The 16686-nt window shown below is 46.7% G+C and carries 22 protein-coding genes and 1 tRNA gene; 15 read left to right on the forward strand and 8 right to left on the reverse strand.

The features are described 5' to 3' along the window. The first annotated feature begins 31 nt into the window (after nucleotides 1–31). The 3 genes from ACI0FF_RS14865 to ACI0FF_RS14875 are packed head-to-tail and all read left to right on the forward strand — an operon-like array spanning nucleotide 32 to nucleotide 870. The gene (locus ACI0FF_RS14865; protein ID WP_417821399.1) at nucleotides 32–235 is read left to right on the forward strand and encodes a SlyX family protein; all 204 of its coding nucleotides are present in this window, start codon (nucleotides 32–34) and stop codon (nucleotides 233–235) included. A gap of 22 nt (nucleotides 236–257) precedes the next feature. After that, a complete protein-coding gene (locus ACI0FF_RS14870; RefSeq protein ID WP_419797570.1) occupies nucleotides 258–491 on the forward strand; it encodes a DUF1178 family protein in 234 nt (77 codons plus the stop codon). Between the two features lie 4 nt (nucleotides 492–495). Further along, nucleotides 496–870, forward strand: coding sequence for a DUF423 domain-containing protein (locus ACI0FF_RS14875; RefSeq protein ID WP_419797571.1), 375 nt, complete (start codon nucleotides 496–498; stop codon nucleotides 868–870). Here ACI0FF_RS14875 and ACI0FF_RS14880 read toward each other — a convergent pair whose 3' ends face one another. The 3 genes from ACI0FF_RS14880 to polA all read right to left on the reverse strand — a co-directional run bounded on the left by ACI0FF_RS14880 (nucleotide 871) and on the right by polA (nucleotide 4474). Further along, complete coding sequence (locus ACI0FF_RS14880; protein ID WP_419797572.1) at nucleotides 871–1218, reverse strand: hypothetical protein; 348 nt, start codon at nucleotides 1216–1218, stop codon at nucleotides 871–873. It abuts the gene before it with no gap. A gap of 82 nt (nucleotides 1219–1300) precedes the next feature. Next, nucleotides 1301–1609, reverse strand: coding sequence for a hypothetical protein (locus ACI0FF_RS14885; RefSeq protein WP_419797573.1), 309 nt, complete (start codon nucleotides 1607–1609; stop codon nucleotides 1301–1303). A 24-nt stretch (nucleotides 1610–1633) separates the two neighbouring features. After that, nucleotides 1634–4474: a DNA polymerase I gene (gene polA, locus ACI0FF_RS14890; protein WP_419797574.1), complete on the reverse strand. Its 2841-nt coding sequence runs from the start codon at nucleotides 4472–4474 to the stop codon at nucleotides 1634–1636. Nucleotides 4475–4579: 105 nt separating this feature from the next. On the opposite strand from polA, the gene ACI0FF_RS14895 reads away from it, so the two are divergent. After that, complete coding sequence (locus ACI0FF_RS14895; RefSeq protein WP_419797575.1) at nucleotides 4580–4984, forward strand: DUF2946 domain-containing protein; 405 nt, start codon at nucleotides 4580–4582, stop codon at nucleotides 4982–4984. Nucleotides 4985–5027: 43 nt separating this feature from the next. Further along, the gene (locus ACI0FF_RS14900) at nucleotides 5028–5783 is read left to right on the forward strand and encodes a metal ABC transporter solute-binding protein, Zn/Mn family (RefSeq protein WP_419797576.1); all 756 of its coding nucleotides are present in this window, start codon (nucleotides 5028–5030) and stop codon (nucleotides 5781–5783) included. Nucleotides 5784–5819: 36 nt separating this feature from the next. Here the strand turns inward: ACI0FF_RS14900 and ACI0FF_RS14905 are convergent, their stop codons facing one another. Further along, complete coding sequence (locus tag ACI0FF_RS14905) at nucleotides 5820–6281, reverse strand: hypothetical protein (RefSeq protein ID WP_419797577.1); 462 nt, start codon at nucleotides 6279–6281, stop codon at nucleotides 5820–5822. A gap of 137 nt (nucleotides 6282–6418) precedes the next feature. Then, complete coding sequence (locus tag ACI0FF_RS14910) at nucleotides 6419–6601, reverse strand: zinc-finger domain-containing protein (RefSeq protein ID WP_188661552.1); 183 nt, start codon at nucleotides 6599–6601, stop codon at nucleotides 6419–6421. Between the two features lie 79 nt (nucleotides 6602–6680). On the opposite strand from ACI0FF_RS14910, the gene ACI0FF_RS14915 reads away from it, so the two are divergent. Continuing rightward, the gene (locus ACI0FF_RS14915; protein ID WP_419797578.1) at nucleotides 6681–7682 is read left to right on the forward strand and encodes an ABC transporter ATP-binding protein; all 1002 of its coding nucleotides are present in this window, start codon (nucleotides 6681–6683) and stop codon (nucleotides 7680–7682) included. Then, nucleotides 7666–8643: an alpha/beta fold hydrolase gene (locus ACI0FF_RS14920; RefSeq protein ID WP_419797579.1), complete on the forward strand. Its 978-nt coding sequence runs from the start codon at nucleotides 7666–7668 to the stop codon at nucleotides 8641–8643. Before ACI0FF_RS14915 ends, ACI0FF_RS14920 begins: the two co-directional genes overlap by 17 nt. Here ACI0FF_RS14920 and ACI0FF_RS14925 read toward each other — a convergent pair. Together ACI0FF_RS14925 and ACI0FF_RS14930 are read right to left on the reverse strand one after the other, a co-directional pair. Continuing rightward, nucleotides 8615–9814 (reverse strand): MFS transporter, encoded by a 1200-nt coding sequence (locus ACI0FF_RS14925; protein WP_419797580.1) that lies wholly within the window; start codon nucleotides 9812–9814, stop codon nucleotides 8615–8617. The genes ACI0FF_RS14920 and ACI0FF_RS14925 overlap by 29 nt on opposite strands. 6 nt (nucleotides 9815–9820) lie before the next feature. Next, nucleotides 9821–10474 (reverse strand): glutathione S-transferase family protein, encoded by a 654-nt coding sequence (locus tag ACI0FF_RS14930; protein ID WP_419797581.1) that lies wholly within the window; start codon nucleotides 10472–10474, stop codon nucleotides 9821–9823. A gap of 153 nt (nucleotides 10475–10627) precedes the next feature. Between ACI0FF_RS14930 and ACI0FF_RS14935 the strand changes: the two genes are divergently transcribed. From ACI0FF_RS14935 to ACI0FF_RS14960, 6 genes are all read left to right on the forward strand, one after another. Further along, complete coding sequence (locus ACI0FF_RS14935) at nucleotides 10628–12013, forward strand: leucyl aminopeptidase family protein (RefSeq protein ID WP_419797582.1); 1386 nt, start codon at nucleotides 10628–10630, stop codon at nucleotides 12011–12013. A 72-nt stretch (nucleotides 12014–12085) separates the two neighbouring features. Continuing rightward, complete coding sequence (locus tag ACI0FF_RS14940) at nucleotides 12086–12442, forward strand: MarR family transcriptional regulator (protein WP_188661542.1); 357 nt, start codon at nucleotides 12086–12088, stop codon at nucleotides 12440–12442. A 99-nt stretch (nucleotides 12443–12541) separates the two neighbouring features. Beyond that, nucleotides 12542–13009, forward strand: a complete 468-nt coding sequence (locus ACI0FF_RS14945; RefSeq protein WP_419797583.1) for a PaaI family thioesterase — start codon at nucleotides 12542–12544, stop codon at nucleotides 13007–13009. 332 nt (nucleotides 13010–13341) lie between these two features. Further along, nucleotides 13342–13806, forward strand: coding sequence for a hypothetical protein (locus tag ACI0FF_RS14950; protein WP_419797584.1), 465 nt, complete (start codon nucleotides 13342–13344; stop codon nucleotides 13804–13806). Beyond that, a complete protein-coding gene (locus tag ACI0FF_RS14955; RefSeq protein WP_419797585.1) occupies nucleotides 13799–14083 on the forward strand; it encodes a hypothetical protein in 285 nt (94 codons plus the stop codon). Before ACI0FF_RS14950 ends, ACI0FF_RS14955 begins: the two co-directional genes overlap by 8 nt. Further along, nucleotides 14076–14513 carry a hypothetical protein gene (locus tag ACI0FF_RS14960; protein WP_419797586.1) on the forward strand — a complete coding sequence of 146 codons (438 nt, stop codon included), beginning with the start codon at nucleotides 14076–14078 and terminating at the stop codon, nucleotides 14511–14513. Before ACI0FF_RS14955 ends, ACI0FF_RS14960 begins: the two co-directional genes overlap by 8 nt. A gap of 139 nt (nucleotides 14514–14652) precedes the next feature. Here ACI0FF_RS14960 and ACI0FF_RS14965 read toward each other — a convergent pair whose 3' ends face one another. Then, a complete protein-coding gene (locus tag ACI0FF_RS14965) occupies nucleotides 14653–15669 on the reverse strand; it encodes a complex I NDUFA9 subunit family protein (protein ID WP_419797587.1) in 1017 nt (338 codons plus the stop codon). Between the two features lie 229 nt (nucleotides 15670–15898). On the opposite strand from ACI0FF_RS14965, the gene ACI0FF_RS14970 reads away from it, so the two are divergent. Then, nucleotides 15899–15985, forward strand: a tRNA-Leu gene (locus ACI0FF_RS14970). A gap of 59 nt (nucleotides 15986–16044) precedes the next feature. Further along, nucleotides 16045–16656, forward strand: coding sequence for a ribonuclease D (locus tag ACI0FF_RS14975; protein WP_419797588.1), 612 nt, complete (start codon nucleotides 16045–16047; stop codon nucleotides 16654–16656). Nucleotides 16657–16686: the final 30 nt, after the last annotated feature.

Here is a 16686-nt window from a genome sequence, read left to right on the forward strand (position 1 = left end):
CCACATTAAATAACAATTTCGTGAGCACCTGATGAGCATCGAAGATCGTTTAACCGAATTGGAAATACGCATCACCCATCAAGACAGCACAATTGATGAGTTGAATAAAACGGTTTTTGAACAATGGCAGACTATTGAAAAACTGACCAAGGAACTGCTATCCATGAAAGATCGGGTCAAGGCTGTTGCCCCCAGTGAAATTGACGACACCCCTTATCTTCCGCCACATTATTAATACCAAATCCGGGAAATAAAAGATGATCAAATATAAGCTGCAATGTGATCAAGGCCATGTGTTTGAAGACTGGTTTGCCAGTTCATCCAAATTCGATGAAATGAGTGAAAAAGGCGAACATAGCTGCCCGGAATGTGGCTCCAGCCACGTCAAGAAAACCATTATGGCCCCAAGTGTCTCCACCGCACCACAAGCCCCGTCATGTGCCTCTGCCCCAATGTGTTCCAATATGGGTTGTCCGGCGATGCAAGGCTAAAATCATGACAAAAACCAGCCGTTTATGGATTGTCTTGGCGGGCTTGATGGGGGCCGAAGCCGTTATCGCCGGTGCGTTATCAGCGCATGCAAGCTTATCCGAACAGGCTGTTTTATGGGTGGATAAAGCGGTGACTTATGAATTCTGGCACGCCCTTGCCCTTTTAAGTGTGGCCCTGTTGTCTTTGCGTGAAAATTCCCGCCTTCTCACCTTGTCAGGGGTGCTGTTCACCGCAGGTGTCGCCTTATTCTGCGGAACGCTTTACATGAAAGGTTTTTGGGAGATTACCCCCTTCCCCATGTCGGCACCACTGGGTGGATTTTGCTTGATTGGCGGCTGGTGTGTGTTGGCTTTTTACGGGTTGAAAGCCAAAAATTGATTATTCCAGATCGAAACGATGTTCATACCGAAGGATCATAGACACACCGCCATAACCGTTTGGGCTCAAAGCCTTAGAGGCATCGCGCGGCAACGGGATCCCGACTTTTTTAGAATAAAGAACCATCGCGGCCACCGTCGTCGCATGATCAAACACTTTGCGCGACACATCATCATCAACCGCCGTTGAGACCTTGGCAACAATGCTGAAATCATCGCCACCCATAACTTTTACAGCAGATACATTTGTCTGATTGCCCGCAACACCTTCTTTTAGACCATGAAAAAAGGCCAGCGCATTTCGCAACTCGATATCGGTATATTCAATGCGTCTGATTTCAACCGGCATTTTTTTATTCCAAACAGATTTCGCCTGTACGTTTATATAATGCAGAGTTTCCAACAAAGAAACATGCAATTTCAGGCTTCAATCAAACCGAACGGATCATCAGGGTTAAAATATTCCCTTCCAGCTTCAACGCTTTTTTCGCACTGCGCGGCACTGGCAACTTATGGTCCTGACAAAAAACCAATAAGACCGTAATCATTTCACGCGCGGGCAAGCCTACATGGGCGGATTTATCTTCCCCAAAATATAGAACAATTCGTCCGCCACCTTCTTCTGCGATAGAATGGATGGGAAGTTTGGGAACTATCCGCCCTGTCCGGTTAGCATAAGCAACCAGTGCTGCGTTGACCTCTTCCAGACTAAAACCTATTTTTCGAAGCTCGTTTGCCATTAACTTGACCTTGAAACCATCATTCTAATGCGCTTCTTCCCAATTGTGCCCGGTGCCAATGTCCACCACCAAGGGCACATCCAGATCAACAGCATTTTCCATAACACGGCGTAAAACCTCCGCCGTTTTCTCCTGTTCTTCCGGCGTGACCTCCAGCACCAATTCATCATGGACTTGCAACAAGATTTTGGCGGACAGACCAGCATCCTGCAACGCACCGGGTAAGCGGATCATCGCACGCTTGATAATATCGGCGGCACCACCCTGAATGGGGGCGTTAATGGCAGCGCGTTCCCCATAGGCACGGCGCGCCCCGTTTTTATCATTAATACCGGGAACAAAACATTTCCGCCCTAAGAACGTGGTGACATAGCCATATTCACGCGCCTCTTCCTTGGCATCATCCATAAATTTGCGAATGCCGGGATATTGTTCGAAATAGGCCTGAATATATTCTTTGGCCTCGTCGTTACCAATGCCCAACTGTTTTGCCAAACCATATTGGGATTGCCCATAGATAATGCCGAAATTAATGGCCTTTGCATTGCGACGGACCATCGGGTCCATCCCTTCCACCGGTACACCAAACACCTGTGATGCGGTCAAGGCGTGGATATCCACACCGTTTTGGAAAGCTTCTTTCAAGGTATCGATTTTCGCAACATGGGCAAGCAGGCGCAATTCGATTTGCGAGTAATCCGCTGCCATCAAAATCTTGCCTTCATCAGCAATAAAGGCATGGCGAATGCGACGACCTTCTTCGGTGCGGATCGGAATATTTTGCAGGTTTGGATCAGATGAACTGAGACGCCCAGTCGATGTTACAGCCTGCTGGAACGACGTATGCACCCGCCCGGTTTTTGCATTAACCTGTGCAATCAAGGCATCCGCATAGGTGCTTTTTAATTTCGATAACTGACGCCATTGTAGCACTTTGGCGGGTAATTCATGTCCTGCATCCACCAGTTTTTCCAAGACTCCGACGCCTGTTTGATACGCACCTGTTTTGCCTTTTTTCCCACCGGGGAGTTCCAGATCATCAAACAGGACCTCACCGAGTTGCTTGGGCGACCCGATGTTAAATTCGCGGCCCGCCAATTCATGAATTTTAATTTCCAGTTGCGCCATACGCCCTGCAAACTCTTCACTAACCCCGCGCAGTTCCTGCACATCCACCCGGATACCGTTTTGTTCCATCATCGTCAAAACAGGGATCAACGGACGTTCCATCGTTTCATATAACGTCACATTTTTTTGTGCCGCCAATTGCGGTTTGAAAATCTTGTGCAAACGCAATGTGATATCCGCATCTTCTGCTGCGTAATCAAGGGCTTTGTCCAGTTCGACTAAATCAAAGGTGATTTGATTTTTCCCGGTGCCACAGACATCTTTAAACGCAATGGGTTTCAACCCGAGATGAAGCTCGGATAGTTCATCCATCCCGTGACCATGCATGGCCCCTTCATTGATGTATGACAGAACCATCGTGTCATCGATTGGGGTCACATTGATCCCGCCATTATCCGGGTTCGATAAAACCAGCATATCGTATTTGATATTCTGCCCAACTTTTAAAACGGCCTCATCTTCCAACAAACTTTTCAGCAGTTCAACTGCCCGGTCAAACGGTACTTGTTGCGGGGCCGTTGCATCCCCGTCATCGTCCCCAAACAAAGACGTTTGGGCAGCTTGGCCTGATTTATGACGCAAGGGGATATAACAGGCCTTGCCGACCTCATACGATAAAGACACCCCGACAAGACTGGCTGACATGGCATTGAGAGAATCGGTTTCCGTATCAACGGCAACCGTCCCACACAAACGCGCGCCTTCGACCCAGCGCGACAATGTGGCCTCATCCTGCACCAATTCATATGTGGTTTCTTTCGGGCTTAGACTTGCCATATGGGGCAAGACCACTTCACCGCTTGCGCGTTCCTGCGTTTGCCCGTCTTCATCCATGCTCAGTTCCACACCGAACTTAGCCGCAATGCGCGGGATCAGGGATTTAAACGATTGTTCTTCAAAAAAGGTGATTAGTTTTTCCGCATCAATCTGACGCGTTGCAAAATCTGCCAAGGTTTGTTCGATCGGCACATCCTGACATAAAGTCACCAACTGCTTGGAAATACGTGCCATTTCCGCCTGTTCGATCAGGCGTTCGCGACGTTTGGTTTGTTTGATTTCACCAGCGCGTTCTAACAAGGTTTCCAGATCACCATATTCATTGATCAACTGCGCCGCTGTTTTCGGGCCAATCCCCGCAACACCGGGTACATTATCCGAACTATCACCCGCCAAGGCCTGAACATCTACAACCCTGTCTGGACCAACCCCAAATTTTTCCACCACTTCATCATGGGTGATGATGCGGTTTTTCATGGTATCCATCATGGAAATATTATCATCGACAAGCTGCATTAGGTCCTTATCGATAGACACGATGGTCACTTGTGCCCCCATTGCAGATGCTTGCTTGGCATAAGTCGCGATCAGGTCATCGGCTTCGTAACCTTCCATTTCCACGCTGGCAACATTGAAGGCCTTAACAGCTTCGCGCACCAAGGCAAATTGCGGGATCAAATCATCGGGCGGTGGCGGACGGTGTGCCTTATATTCCCCGTAGATATCGTTCCTGAATGTTTTTCGCGCCGTATCAAACACCACGGCCACATGGTCTGCATCCGTATCGCCCAACAGTTTCATCAGCATGGAACAAAAACCGTAGACAGCCCCAACCGGGGTACCGTCAGCACGGCTCATCGGGTTGCGCATATTGGCAAAATATGCACGAAAAATAAAGCTGGACCCGTCAATGAGATAAACGTGTTCCGGCTTGGCCTGTGGTGTCGCTTGATCAGTCATACTCCAGACTATAGCGTCCAATTTACAGAGAGCAAGAGAGCTTGTTGATCCAGATTGCGTTTTTCGCTATAGATTAAAACCATAATAACTCTACGGATAAGAATCTTGCACGGAACCAAAAAACTTGAACACCGCCTTTTAGACAAGCGCCTGTTGTGCGCCTGCCTTGGTGTCTTTGCGTTTTTGTTTCAGGTTCTCACACCGCTGGCTATTCAGGCACAGAACACAGCAAATCCGGATCTTCCTGAGGAATTCAGAATTATCTGTAGTGCCTATGGCCTGATTACCCTGCCAGATGGCGAAGCAGATACGGAAAGCAAGCTTGCGAATTTCTGCCCTTATTGCCAGCTTCAACAGCTGAGCCAAGCCATTGCACCCAAGGACGTTCCGTTACTGGTCCGCGCACATGTCCTGCAAATCAAGCAGGCCTTCATTCACCGCATTGAACCAGCAACCCAACGCCACGCCCGCATTGCCACACCACGCTCTCCTCCTGCGAATTTGATCTGATTATCCCTCTTTTTCAAATTCATTATCTTCAAGGAGATGTCCCTTGCGTATATTCATGCTTGGCCTGATGGCCCTGTTCACTGTTTTATCCAACCGACAAGTAGCCCATGCAGCAGACCAAAAAAACATTCTGGTCAGCGTCCCCGCCCTTCATTCCCTCGTATCCGATCTGATGGCAGGGGTTGCCACACCTGATTTACTGTTTGCCCACGCTGATGATTTAAACAATCCACACCTGAATAATAATCAGAAAAACAAAATCGCCCATGCCGATATGCTGGTTTGGGTAGGACCGAAATATGAAAGCAACCTCATTCCCCTGCGCCTGTCCCATCCTGAACTGGTTCGCAAAGAACTGACCCTCAGCGATAACATTCCCCTTTTTCACAAACCCATTGCCCAAGCGGCCCGCAATGCGGACTATTTCGGGGATATGAAATTCTGGCTGGACCCGCGTTTGGCAAAAATGGCTGTGCGTCGGATGTCTGCCATGCTGGTGACCCAATTCCCCGACAATTACGAACATATTCTGGACAACGAGATTGCCGTGATTGCCAAGCTTAAAAAGCTCGAAAGCAAAATGCATCAGGTTCTTAAAAGCAACAAAAGCGTTCCGGTCAACGTTCCCAAATCAGATGTTCTCTATCTGGCATGGCGTTTTAATCTGGAAGTCCCCAACTGTGCACAGGCGGCGGCCAAACTACAAGGGTTTGATCGCACGAGTGGTCCAGAACAGTATTTCGCCATGATGGACGATATTCTGGAAGATTTACGCGTTTGCCAACTTCATCAGGTTTAACCCTCAGCAAGGCGCCTCTAAATCAGGGGCGTCTTCTTAATCATCCCCATAAAGGGTCGTGCAATCTTCACGTTTTGCCGCTGCACAGTTGAAGAAATTCACAATATGGCGGGCATGTTTGCGTGAACGACGATCAACACAGCGATTATAACTTGCAACCGCTTGCAAATATAACGCGGTCATATCCCGACAATTTTCAACATCCACCACGCGCGGTTTATAACGCAAGTCAAATAGGCAATCCGGGATATCCGGATTCTCACATTTATAGGAAGTGACCATTTTCATACGCACATCATCCTTGGCTTCTGCCTTTGTTGAAGACTGTGCATTCATATCGGGCATAGATAACAACGGGCCGCTTGCTTTGTCTGCCGGTTGATTGGCACTCATATCCGGTTTTTCAATGTCCTTTATCAGCTTTTCCCAGCTTGTCTGTGCCATCGCAGGTGAAAAAGCCAACATGAAGAATGTAAGAAATAAAATGAACCCGCGCATAATGCCCCCTTAAAAGTCACAAACAAAACCATAAAAACACTTTTAAGTTTATATGCGCAAATTGCAAGCAACAAAAAAGGATTCCCGCTCTTGACGGGAATCCTTTTCAGCATAAATCAGTTATTCGAAAACGTGTCTTAGTGACCGTGCAGGGACACGCCTTCTTTTAACTTATAATGTTTGGAGCAATACGGACAGACGACTTCGTAGCCGTGTTCCTGTTTCAAGCTCAAGAATACACGCGGGTGGCCCGCAGCGCCGCCGTCACCATCACAAGCAACGGATGCAGTTTCAACCTCGATGATTTCTTCAGGCTTCATAATGCCCCCTAAAAACATTGTCATAAACTAAACTGGATGATACCGATTGCATTAAAGGATTACAACCGGAGCAAATTTCGTGACAGCTTCTATAGCGCAAAATCAGAATAATGACACCTCTAATTCCACCCCGAATGGGGCGATTGAGGTAAAAAATCTATCCAAGACCTATAAGGGGCAGCATGGACAACCCGAAAAACATGCCCTGAACGATGTCTCCCTGACCATTCCGCAAGGCTCTTTCTTTGCCTTATTGGGGCCTAACGGGGCGGGGAAATCCACCTTTATCAATATTCTTGCCGGACTGGTTATTAAAACATCCGGGCAGGCCAAAATCTGGGGCTACGATATCGAAGACCAGATGCGTGCTGCACGTCGCGCCATCGGTATTGTCCCGCAGGAACTCAACCTCGATCCTTTTTTCACTCCGCGTGAATTGATGGAAGTTCAAGCTGGCCTCTACGGTGTTCCGCAAAGCAAACGTCGCACCGATGAAATTTTGGAAGCCGTCGGCTTAGCGGACAAAGCCAATTCATATGCCCGCACCCTGTCTGGCGGTATGCGCCGCCGCCTTTTGGTCGCCAAGGCAATGGTCCATTCCCCCCGAATTTTGGTTCTCGATGAACCAACAGCCGGGGTAGATATCGAACTGCGCATTCAATTATGGGATTATGTGCGCGAATTGAACCGTCAAGGCACCACGGTCCTGCTGACAACGCATTATCTGGAAGAAGCCGAAGAGCTCTGTGATAAAGTCGCAATCATCAATCACGGTCGCTTGGTCGCGTGCGATGAAACCAAAACCTTGCTCAGTAAAATGGATGCCAAAGAACTAATCATCACCGTCGCAGAAACGTTAAACGACGTGCCCGACATTTTACGCGGACATGGCTATAATGTCACCTTAACAGGTCCAAACCAGCTGTCTTTTCAATATAGTCCCAGCAAGGTGGAAATCGCCAAAATTCTGGACCTGGTTTCTCAAGCTCATTTGACTGTTGCAGATTTGGTCACAAAAGAAAGCGATCTAGAAGACCTCTTCCTACGCTTAACCCGAGAAGATAATGCTAAAATCGCTTAAATTTTTCTGCCTCGGCCTCTGCCTGTTTCTGGTTGCCTGCACCCCCTATATGGAAGGTGCAGGTCCGGTTAAAAACGTGCCCGACCTTGACGGTGATGTTTATGTTGCCGCCGATGGGGCAAGACTGCCCCTGCGCATCTGGGAACCTGACAGGACACCAAAAGCCATTTTGCTGGGGGTTCATGGATTCAACGATTATGGCAATTTCCTCATGCCGGGTATGCCTGCATTCCTACAGGAAAACGGTATCTTACTGATTACATATGATCAACGCGGTTTCGGAAAAGGTCCACACCCCGGCATTTGGGCCGGCACCGACACCATGATCAACGATCTCGCCACGCTTATTCATCTGGTTCACAGTCGTTATGAAAACCTGCCTTTATACGTCATGGGTGAAAGTATGGGCGGCGCGATTGTTTTAAATACATTGGCGGAAGTTAAACCCCTGCCCGTTGCCGGAGCCATTTTATCCGCGCCTGCCGTGTGGGGCATGAGTACATGGCCGTGGTATCAAAAGGCCGCCCTTTATATGTTCAGCTATAGCGTCCCGTGGATGAAGCTCAGCGGCGGGGGCATTGTGCAACCCACCGATGCCGTAGAAACATGGAAAAACTGGAGCCGTGACCCCCTTGTCATTCGCGCAACACGTGTTGATGCCCTTTTCGGTGTTTCACAAGCAATGGAACGCGCATTAAATAACGCTGTAAATCTGGAAACACCCAGTCTTGTTTTATATGGTGAAAAGGACGAGGTTATCCCGCGTATTCCCACGGCGGAGATGGTTAAAAAGCTCCCCTCCAAACATCGCGTTGCCCTTTATGAAAACGGTTGGCATTGGTTGGCGCGCGATAAAAATGGCCCGCTTGTCTGGAAAGATATTCTCGCATGGATGGAAGACCAGAACGCACCGCTTCCTTCCCAAATGGATCTCAACGCGCGGGTACGTTTGGCTCCTTAACAACAGCACGCCGCCCCCATAATAAAAGGGGACCAAGCAGCGCGATGACACAGACGTACCAAAATGAGTAATCGTAAGGAATGGATAGAAAGCTCACGCTAAAGCCAACGATAACGGCTGTACGGATAAACATGGTCCATTTTTGAACATGAGCTGTAAAACGTCCCATGACGTGATTTTCCACGATACCCATCATAATGGTTTGATTAGATATACGTGCAAGACTATTGAAAATGCCCCATCCAACCGATGCTGCATAAAGAACATGAGTATGACTGAAAACCAGTAACAACGCCGTCGAAAAAACAAATCCCCAAACGGCAAACGCCAACGTATTGAAACTGCCGAACCGGATCAAAAACCTCCCGGACAAGCCGCCACTGAGAACAGCACCCGCCGTATAACAAACACTTGCAGCCGCCAACACTTTTGCGTCAGCCAGCAAAACATCTGAAATAAAAACTGGTTTGACGATGTTCAACAACATGATGCAAACAAAGGGCATATTTCCGCCCAATGCCAGCAAAACCAACGCCCGATCAAAAACCGGTGGGGCCACGGGGCCAGTATTGGCAGATTTCGCCACTCGGCGAACATTTTCCGGGACGCAAGAAAAAACCACACCTGCACACAAAAGGCTGATCATACAAATTGAAAAGATCGTATGGACCGACAGGAGGTCCAACAATAAAATCGCCAACGTCCCTGCACTAAATGCCGCTGTCTGGTTTTCAATTTCAAGCCAACCGTTCAAACGACCATAATTATGCTTTTCGACTAAAGACTGCGCAAGCGCCCCGCGTGCTGTATAAAACACATTGTAATAGACCTGCATCACCACAAAAACTGTTAACAACATGGCCGCGTAAACCGCACTGCCGCGTTCCAATATAGCCAATGTTAAAAAGACAAGACTCGCGCAGACAGAGGTGGCGATCAGAACATATTTGCGTTTAAACCGATCAATTGTATGACCAATGAAAGGCATGGCAAAAATCAACAGAAACGTGACCGCACTTGCCAAAAAGGCAAAACGGTCACTGCCTATTTCTTTCACCAAAACCCACGGCACAAGAATGCTCCCAATTCCCGTGGCAATCGAGGCCAGAAAATTGGCAAAAAGCAATTGCCTGATCACACCATCCGACAATAAGGAAGCAACAAGAAACATCCGTTTTTATACTTCCGCTTCGCTGATAACCCATTCTTCAACTGTGCCCGCTTCGCGCCATTCTTTTAAGTGCGCCATATTCAATATGGTTTCCATATAATCTTTTACGACATCATCAACCGCAATATCGTAAGTCTCAAACCGGCTGACAACGGGTGCGAACATCGCATCCGCAATCGAAAACACACCAAACAAAAACGGCCCATTCTGACCGTAATTTTCCCGGCAATCCGCCCAAATGGCAAGGATACGTTCAATTTCTGCCTGACAGATGAGGCTGGGCTGAAAGTTCCCGCGTGTCCGGCGCATATTCATCGGCATATCATTGCGGATATTAAAGAAACCGGAATGCATTTCGTACGAAATAGAACGGGCATGGGCGCGGGCCGACTTATCAACCGGCCAAAGGTTTTCATCGGGGAATTCCTCGTTCAAATATTCACAAATTGCCAGAGAATCCCAAATTTCCTGACCATCCACCTTTAAAACCGGCACCTTGCCTGACGGGGAATGTCTAAGAAGTTCTTGCTTAAAGTTACCTTGTAGCAAAGGTACAATAATTTCTTCAAAATCCAGCCCCAAATGTTTCATCACCAACCAGGGGCGCAAACTCCAGGAGGAATAATTTTTATTTCCCAAAATCAAACAAAATGTAGACATCATTCATTCCTTTTCTCTTATTTAAAAATAAACTTATAAGAGTTCTATTCTCAGGACAATACAGATTAGCTTGCCTGCACATTTGGGATTGTCGGATCAATTCAATCCGGTCATTATGTCCTCAAATCATCTCATGTGAAAAAGGATGCCTTCATGCCTTCTCTGGATTATCTGCTGGATAAAAGCGACGACACAACCATTACTTTGGTCCCCGTCCCCACCGAAAAATTCGATAAATGGTTGAAAAAGCAGGATAAAGAGACAAAGAGTTGGATTGATGCTAACGAATTTAAGGCAGTAGGCGGAACAACACTTGCCCTACCCGGCAAAAAAGGCACGATTGAAGACGTTTTAGTTGGCATTTCCCTCCACAATCCTATGTGGGATTATGCCGCCCTACCGGCAAAACTCCCCAACGCAACTTACAAGATTAAAGGACGCTTGGGTCGTGAAGAGGCCACGAGTGCCTGCTTGGGCTGGGCTTTAGGCTGTTACAGTTTTGATTGGTATAAAGAATCGACAAAAGACTTCGCCCGCTTGATTAAGCCAAAGTTTGCCGATGAAATCAGCGTGACTGCATTGGCAGAAGGGATCGAATTAACGCGTGATTTGATCAATATTCCCGCAGCAGACATGGGCCCGGTTGAACTGGCGCAGTCCGCACAGGATTTAGCAGACGAATTTCAAGCAGATTGCCAGATCATAATAGATCAAGACCTTATCGAACAGAATTTTCCGGCTGTTTATGCCGTGGGGAAAGGGGCCGAAAGTACCCGCCGCCCCTGTTTGATCGACCTGAAATGGGGTCCATCCGACGGTCCAAAAGTCACACTGGTCGGCAAAGGCGTTTGTTTTGATACCGGTGGACTGGACATTAAATCGGCCCAGTTCATGAAATTGATGAAAAAAGACATGGGCGGAGCCGCACATGTTTTGGGATTGGCCAAAGCCATTATGCGCGCCGACCTGCCTGTCAGCCTGCGTGTCATTATTCCCGCTGTGGAAAATGCCGTTTCTGACAAAGCCATGCGCCCACTGGATGTAGTCGATTCGCGCAAAGGCCTCACCATTGAAATCGGACATACAGACGCCGAAGGTCGCGTTATTTTGGCGGATGGCCTGGCTTTGGCTTGCGAAGACAAACCCGATATAGTTCTGGATTTCGCAACCCTGACAGGTGCCGCCCGTGTCGCCTTGGGCACAGAACTTCCTGCCTTGTTCTCCAATAATGACGAACTGGCCAACGATCTCTTAAATGCCGGACAGGAAGAAGACGACAATATGTGGCGTCTCCCGCTTTGGGCCCCTTATCGCAAAATGATTGATGGCAAGACGGCTGATATCTCCAACGAATCGTCGGCCCCTTATGGCGGAGCAATCACCGCAGCCCTATTCTTGCAGGAATTTGTCGAAAAAGATATCGCATGGGCGCATCTGGATGTCATGGGCTGGAACACCGCAACCAAGGCCGGACGCCCCGAAGGCGGGGAGGCAATGGGCCTTCGCGCGGCCTTTGCCATGATAAAAAATCGAACTTAATCAATATTAAACGTTGCCCTGCCCTGCATAGCTTAGTAAATATGTTCGACCCCGTAACAAATGGCGAGTAAAATGGCTGTAGAACTAGAACCCGTTCAGGCACTGGACCTTTGGCGTAAAGCAATCATAGAAAGCGTACGTCGTGACGGGCCCGATCTTTCCGCCCGTCAGATGGCCTTGCTTTTGACCGTTTACCTGACGCCTCCACCTCACACAGTGCGTGGTTTGGCAGAAAGCTTAAATGTTTCCAAGCCCGCCATTACACGCGCCCTTGACCGTCTTGGTCAAATGGAACTGCTCCGTCGCAAAGTTGATGATACAGACCGTCGTAGCGTTTTGGTTCAACGTACCGTCAAAGGATCTGTTTATCTGCGTGAATTTGGCGAAATCATTGTCCAAAGTGGCGCAAAACTGGGTGAAGACGCCTAGCGTTATTTTACGCTTACAATATTATACATTTCTTATATTTATTTTTATCATGACACCTCCTATGATGCCCGCCATATAGGAACAAGGAGATCATAAGAAATGTCTGAGAACGCCTTTCAGGATTATTACCCCGCCGATTTAAGCCATTGCTATGGATGTGGCAGTAACAACGCACACGGTCACCAAATTAAAAGCTTTTGGGATGGTGAAGAAACCGTTGCAGAGTTTACCCCTCTACCAGAACACACCGCCATTCCAGGTTTTGTCTATGGCGGCTTAATCGCTTCCCTTATCGACTGTCACGGAACAGGCAGTGCATCCGCCGCAGCCTATAAGGCCGCCGGGCGTGAACTGGGCAGCGAACCCGCTTTGCGATTTGTTACCGCCAACCTAAATGTTGATTTTCTGGCCCCAACTCCGATGGGCCAAACCCTAAAACTACGCGGGACAATCAGCGAATGCAAAGAAAAGAAAGTCGTTGTTGATATTACCGTCAGCGCCGGTGAAACCGTTTGCGCAAAAGGTCGTGTCATTGCGGTAAAAATGCCCGCCAGCATGGCCAGTTAAACTATCAAATGTTCATAAGAAAGTTGACTTCATAATTCTCAGGTCAACTTTCTTAGAACCATAACTTCAAAAATGACGAAATAGGATATAAGAAACAATTTAAATTCTTTACCTTACGGTTTTTTATGCAAACACTTTTACACTTGGTTGCTTCTTAAAATTGATTAATCCCCCTTTTAACAGCGCTTTACTGCATTTCTCCAACTTACACAAATTGGGCACAGATATTTTAATATCAATAACTTTTGATAATTTTAGTATTTTTAATCTAGACATTTCCCTTTAAATGGATAAATTACAATCAAAGGATGCGATGAGAAAGAAGTGCCACTGTGACTAATGATGATCAAAGAATAATCAATACTGCGTTAGCAGATAGCTTCAAATGGATCCTGTTAACGACAACTGTTGGATTAGTACAAGTCCTGATTCATGCTCTTCTGGCTTTAATCGTTTTAAAAATAGAATTTAATTTTCTAAATATTTTAGAAAGTGGCGTTTTAATTTCATTCTGCCTTACCCTCGTTGCATCTATTTTTTTCGATGCCTATTTTCAGGAAAAGCACTTAAGTGGCACAGAACTATTGAAATCATTTGGGATTGGATTTCAAATTTTTCCTTGGGTAATTGTATTTATGGTTTCGACATCAACAGTCTTATTGCTTATTTTAAAAGCAGAAGATTTAAATGCTGATCTCCTAAATGATATCCAAATATCAGCGGTAATATTATCATATATATATGCGTATTATTACAAATACAGCACATTCATTTTTGGAATTAAAAAAAATGCATGAATTTTTTCTATTTTTACTAGTAGCTTTTTGTGCAGTTTATTTTTTCTTCAAGGCAAAAAAAAATACAATTCAGGCCTTAAATCAAAATAAGAGCACTTCGCATATGGAAGAACTCGCTTTATTTTTAAGAAAAGAAATACAAAAAAACACAGACCAAAAAAAAACTCCCTTAAAACCCAATTCCTATGAAACTGATGAAGACCTCGAATACGATGATGAACAAATGAACTATAAAAATGTTGTTCGATTAAAAGTAAAGGCACATAAACATGGCTGATGACGATATCAAAACAATTCTAAAGATGCTTCAAAAAAACGACGATAATACAAACAAGGCATCCAGTGAAAATTCTGATCTCTTAAAAGCATTATTAACAAGAAAAAGGTCAAATGAGAACATCAGCTCGGATGAGCGCGACGAGTTACTCGAAAACCGTTTCAAAACTTTCACAGAAAAAGAAACTTTTGAAAGTGGAGATAAAGTGCAATGGAAAAATGGTCTTAGAAACAAAGGTGGATTGAAATATTCAGACACAGCTATCGTCATCAACACAATTCACCCTCCTATTTTTGACGCCTCAAAAGATTCCGGCAGTCCTTATTTCCAAGAACCTTTAGATATTCTTATTGCCTTTCTTGATGATGACAATGACTTCATTACACTTCATGCCGACAGTCGGAGACTAACAAAAAAAATTAGAGAATAAGCTTAGAAAGATCAGAGCTTCACTTAACCTCAAACCCCATGAGATTTAAAATAGCCACACCAGATCGCACATACAAAAAAAGAAAAAGCCCTGAGCATATAGACACTCAGGGCTTTTTTTATGCTTCGGCAACCTAGCCTTAAACGCGGCGTTCCACGTGGCGAGGTTGGTTCTTTAATTCTTTAAAACGGAACAGGTAAGTCGGCAAAATGGCATCCGCCAAGGTTGGTTCAACCCCCAAATCCTTAAGGGTCAATGCCCCTTCAGAAACTACATTGTCTGTTTCAAGCATGGTCACCTGATCACCAGTCAACAGCGGCTTCGGCAAGAAACCGATGATGCCGCCAAGAATTTTTGCAAACGGATAAGAGACAGGGGCGAGGTAACGTTTACGCCCGGTATGTTTCAAAATACGCTTCATGATCCCCATGAAGGTCATCACTTCCGGTCCGCCCAACTCATACGTCTTACCCTTGGCATCCGTATTATCAATCGCGTTCATCGCCGCCTGCGCCACATCACCGACATAAACCGGCTGAAGCTTGGCACCGCCATCCCCGTACAGGTTAATATCCAGCTCACCATTTTCGAAAGAGACTTTCGGGAACATCGGCGCACCGATCACCGGCAACGCCGGTGTGAAACGCATAATGCTGGCAAATTTATTGAAGAAACCATCGCCGGGACCAAAGACAACGCTTGGACGTAGAATCGTCGCATTCGGATAAGCCGCCAAAATAGCCTTTTCACCAGCTGCTTTGGTGCGGGCATATTGGGCTTCCCCATTTTCATCTGCGCCAATTGCAGACACATGGATCAAATTTGAAACACCTGCCTCTGTACAGGCTTTCGCAATATTGCCTGCGCCATCGACATGAACCGCATCGAATGTCTGCTTGCTCCATTGAGACAACAGACCGACAAGATTAATCACAACATCAGCACCCTGTACGGAATTGGCAACCATTTCAGGGTTACGTACATTGCAGGCCTGCAGGATAATCTGCCCCGGATTACCGTTGGGCTTAAGATGCATGGCCGCTTCCACATCGCGAACTGCAATTCGAACTGTATAGCCCTGAGAGGCCAAACGTTTTACAATATGACGACCCAGAAAGCCGGATCCCCCAAAGACTGTCGCTATACGGCGCCCCATACCTGAATACTCCTACAACAAAACTACTAAAGCCTTTGATACATTGGACCAAAGACCACTGATTTCCTTGTGTGGTTATATACCTGATCGCACGGGTCGACAACCTCCGACTTATGTAAAAAAGACCGCTTTTGAAAAAAATAAGGGAACTTTCAGAATTTTTATTGACAACTTTGCACCAGAGCCCTAAAACCCCGCTCGTCCCTCGGACAACGCCCCTTTGAAGAATGCCCAGGTGGCGGAATTGGTAGACGCGCAGGTTTCAGGTACCTGTGGCCGCAAGGCCGTGGAAGTTCGACTCTTCTCTTGGGCACCATTCTTCTGTAAAGTGGATAACACATCCATTCTCATCTCAATTTAAAGTGAGTTTTAGCTGTGGCGATTGAAGTACATTACGGGGACCTTCCTTCCGATATTGATTTTGGTAAGTCTGTTGCGATTGACAGCGAGACACTGGGGTTAAACCCTCATCGTGACCGTCTGTGCGTTGTGCAATTATCATCCGGCGACGGAAATGCGCATCTGGTTCATTTTAATGAAGGAACCTATGACGCACCAAACTTAAAAAAGCTCCTGTCCGACCAAACTGTGGAAAAGCTTTTCCATTTTGCCCGTTTCGATGTCGCAATTATCGAGAAATATCTCGGCGTGACGTGCACCCCGGTTTACTGCACGAAAATTGCGTCGAAGCTGGTCCGCACCTATACGGATCGACATGGCTTAAAGGCTTTATGTCAGGAACTACTTGATATTGACCTGTCCAAGCAGCAACAATCCTCCGATTGGGGTAAAAAAGAACTTTCTCCGGCACAAGTTGAATATGCGGCTTCAGACGTTCTTTATTTGCATCAACTCCAGAAAATTCTGGACGATATGCTGATCCGTGAAGGGCGCAAAGACATTGCACAAGCCTGTTTTGACTTTTTGCCAACGCGCGCTCGCCTAGACTTGGGCGGTTGGCCTGAAATTGATATTTTCTCCCATTAAGTTGGCAGAATCGGTCGAAAACCATAACCA

Origin of the sequence: Terasakiella sp. 4MB5A, from assembly GCF_050058155.1 — a bacterium.
Classification (GTDB): Bacteria; Pseudomonadota; Alphaproteobacteria; order Rhodospirillales; family Terasakiellaceae; genus Terasakiella; species Terasakiella halodenitrificans.

Coding starts and splice junctions, on each gene's coding strand:
- ACI0FF_RS14865 (WP_417821399.1), top strand. CDS start 32: ATGAGCATCGAAGATCGTTTAACCGAATTGGAAATACGCATCACCCAT.
- ACI0FF_RS14870 (WP_419797570.1), top strand. CDS start 258: ATGATCAAATATAAGCTGCAATGTGATCAAGGCCATGTGTTTGAAGAC.
- ACI0FF_RS14875 (WP_419797571.1), top strand. CDS start 496: ATGACAAAAACCAGCCGTTTATGGATTGTCTTGGCGGGCTTGATGGGG.
- ACI0FF_RS14880 (WP_419797572.1), bottom strand. CDS start 1,218: ATGCCGGTTGAAATCAGACGCATTGAATATACCGATATCGAGTTGCGA.
- ACI0FF_RS14885 (WP_419797573.1), bottom strand. CDS start 1,609: ATGGCAAACGAGCTTCGAAAAATAGGTTTTAGTCTGGAAGAGGTCAAC.
- polA (WP_419797574.1), bottom strand. CDS start 4,474: ATGACTGATCAAGCGACACCACAGGCCAAGCCGGAACACGTTTATCTC.
- ACI0FF_RS14905 (WP_419797577.1), bottom strand. CDS start 6,281: ATGCGCGGGTTCATTTTATTTCTTACATTCTTCATGTTGGCTTTTTCA.
- ACI0FF_RS14910 (WP_188661552.1), bottom strand. CDS start 6,601: ATGAAGCCTGAAGAAATCATCGAGGTTGAAACTGCATCCGTTGCTTGT.
- ACI0FF_RS14920 (WP_419797579.1), top strand. CDS start 7,666: ATGCTAAAATCGCTTAAATTTTTCTGCCTCGGCCTCTGCCTGTTTCTG.
- ACI0FF_RS14925 (WP_419797580.1), bottom strand. CDS start 9,814: ATGTTTCTTGTTGCTTCCTTATTGTCGGATGGTGTGATCAGGCAATTG.
- ACI0FF_RS14930 (WP_419797581.1), bottom strand. CDS start 10,474: ATGTCTACATTTTGTTTGATTTTGGGAAATAAAAATTATTCCTCCTGG.
- ACI0FF_RS14935 (WP_419797582.1), top strand. CDS start 10,628: ATGCCTTCTCTGGATTATCTGCTGGATAAAAGCGACGACACAACCATT.
- ACI0FF_RS14940 (WP_188661542.1), top strand. CDS start 12,086: ATGGCTGTAGAACTAGAACCCGTTCAGGCACTGGACCTTTGGCGTAAA.
- ACI0FF_RS14945 (WP_419797583.1), top strand. CDS start 12,542: ATGTCTGAGAACGCCTTTCAGGATTATTACCCCGCCGATTTAAGCCAT.
- ACI0FF_RS14955 (WP_419797585.1), top strand. CDS start 13,799: ATGCATGAATTTTTTCTATTTTTACTAGTAGCTTTTTGTGCAGTTTAT.
- ACI0FF_RS14960 (WP_419797586.1), top strand. CDS start 14,076: ATGGCTGATGACGATATCAAAACAATTCTAAAGATGCTTCAAAAAAAC.
- ACI0FF_RS14965 (WP_419797587.1), bottom strand. CDS start 15,669: ATGGGGCGCCGTATAGCGACAGTCTTTGGGGGATCCGGCTTTCTGGGT.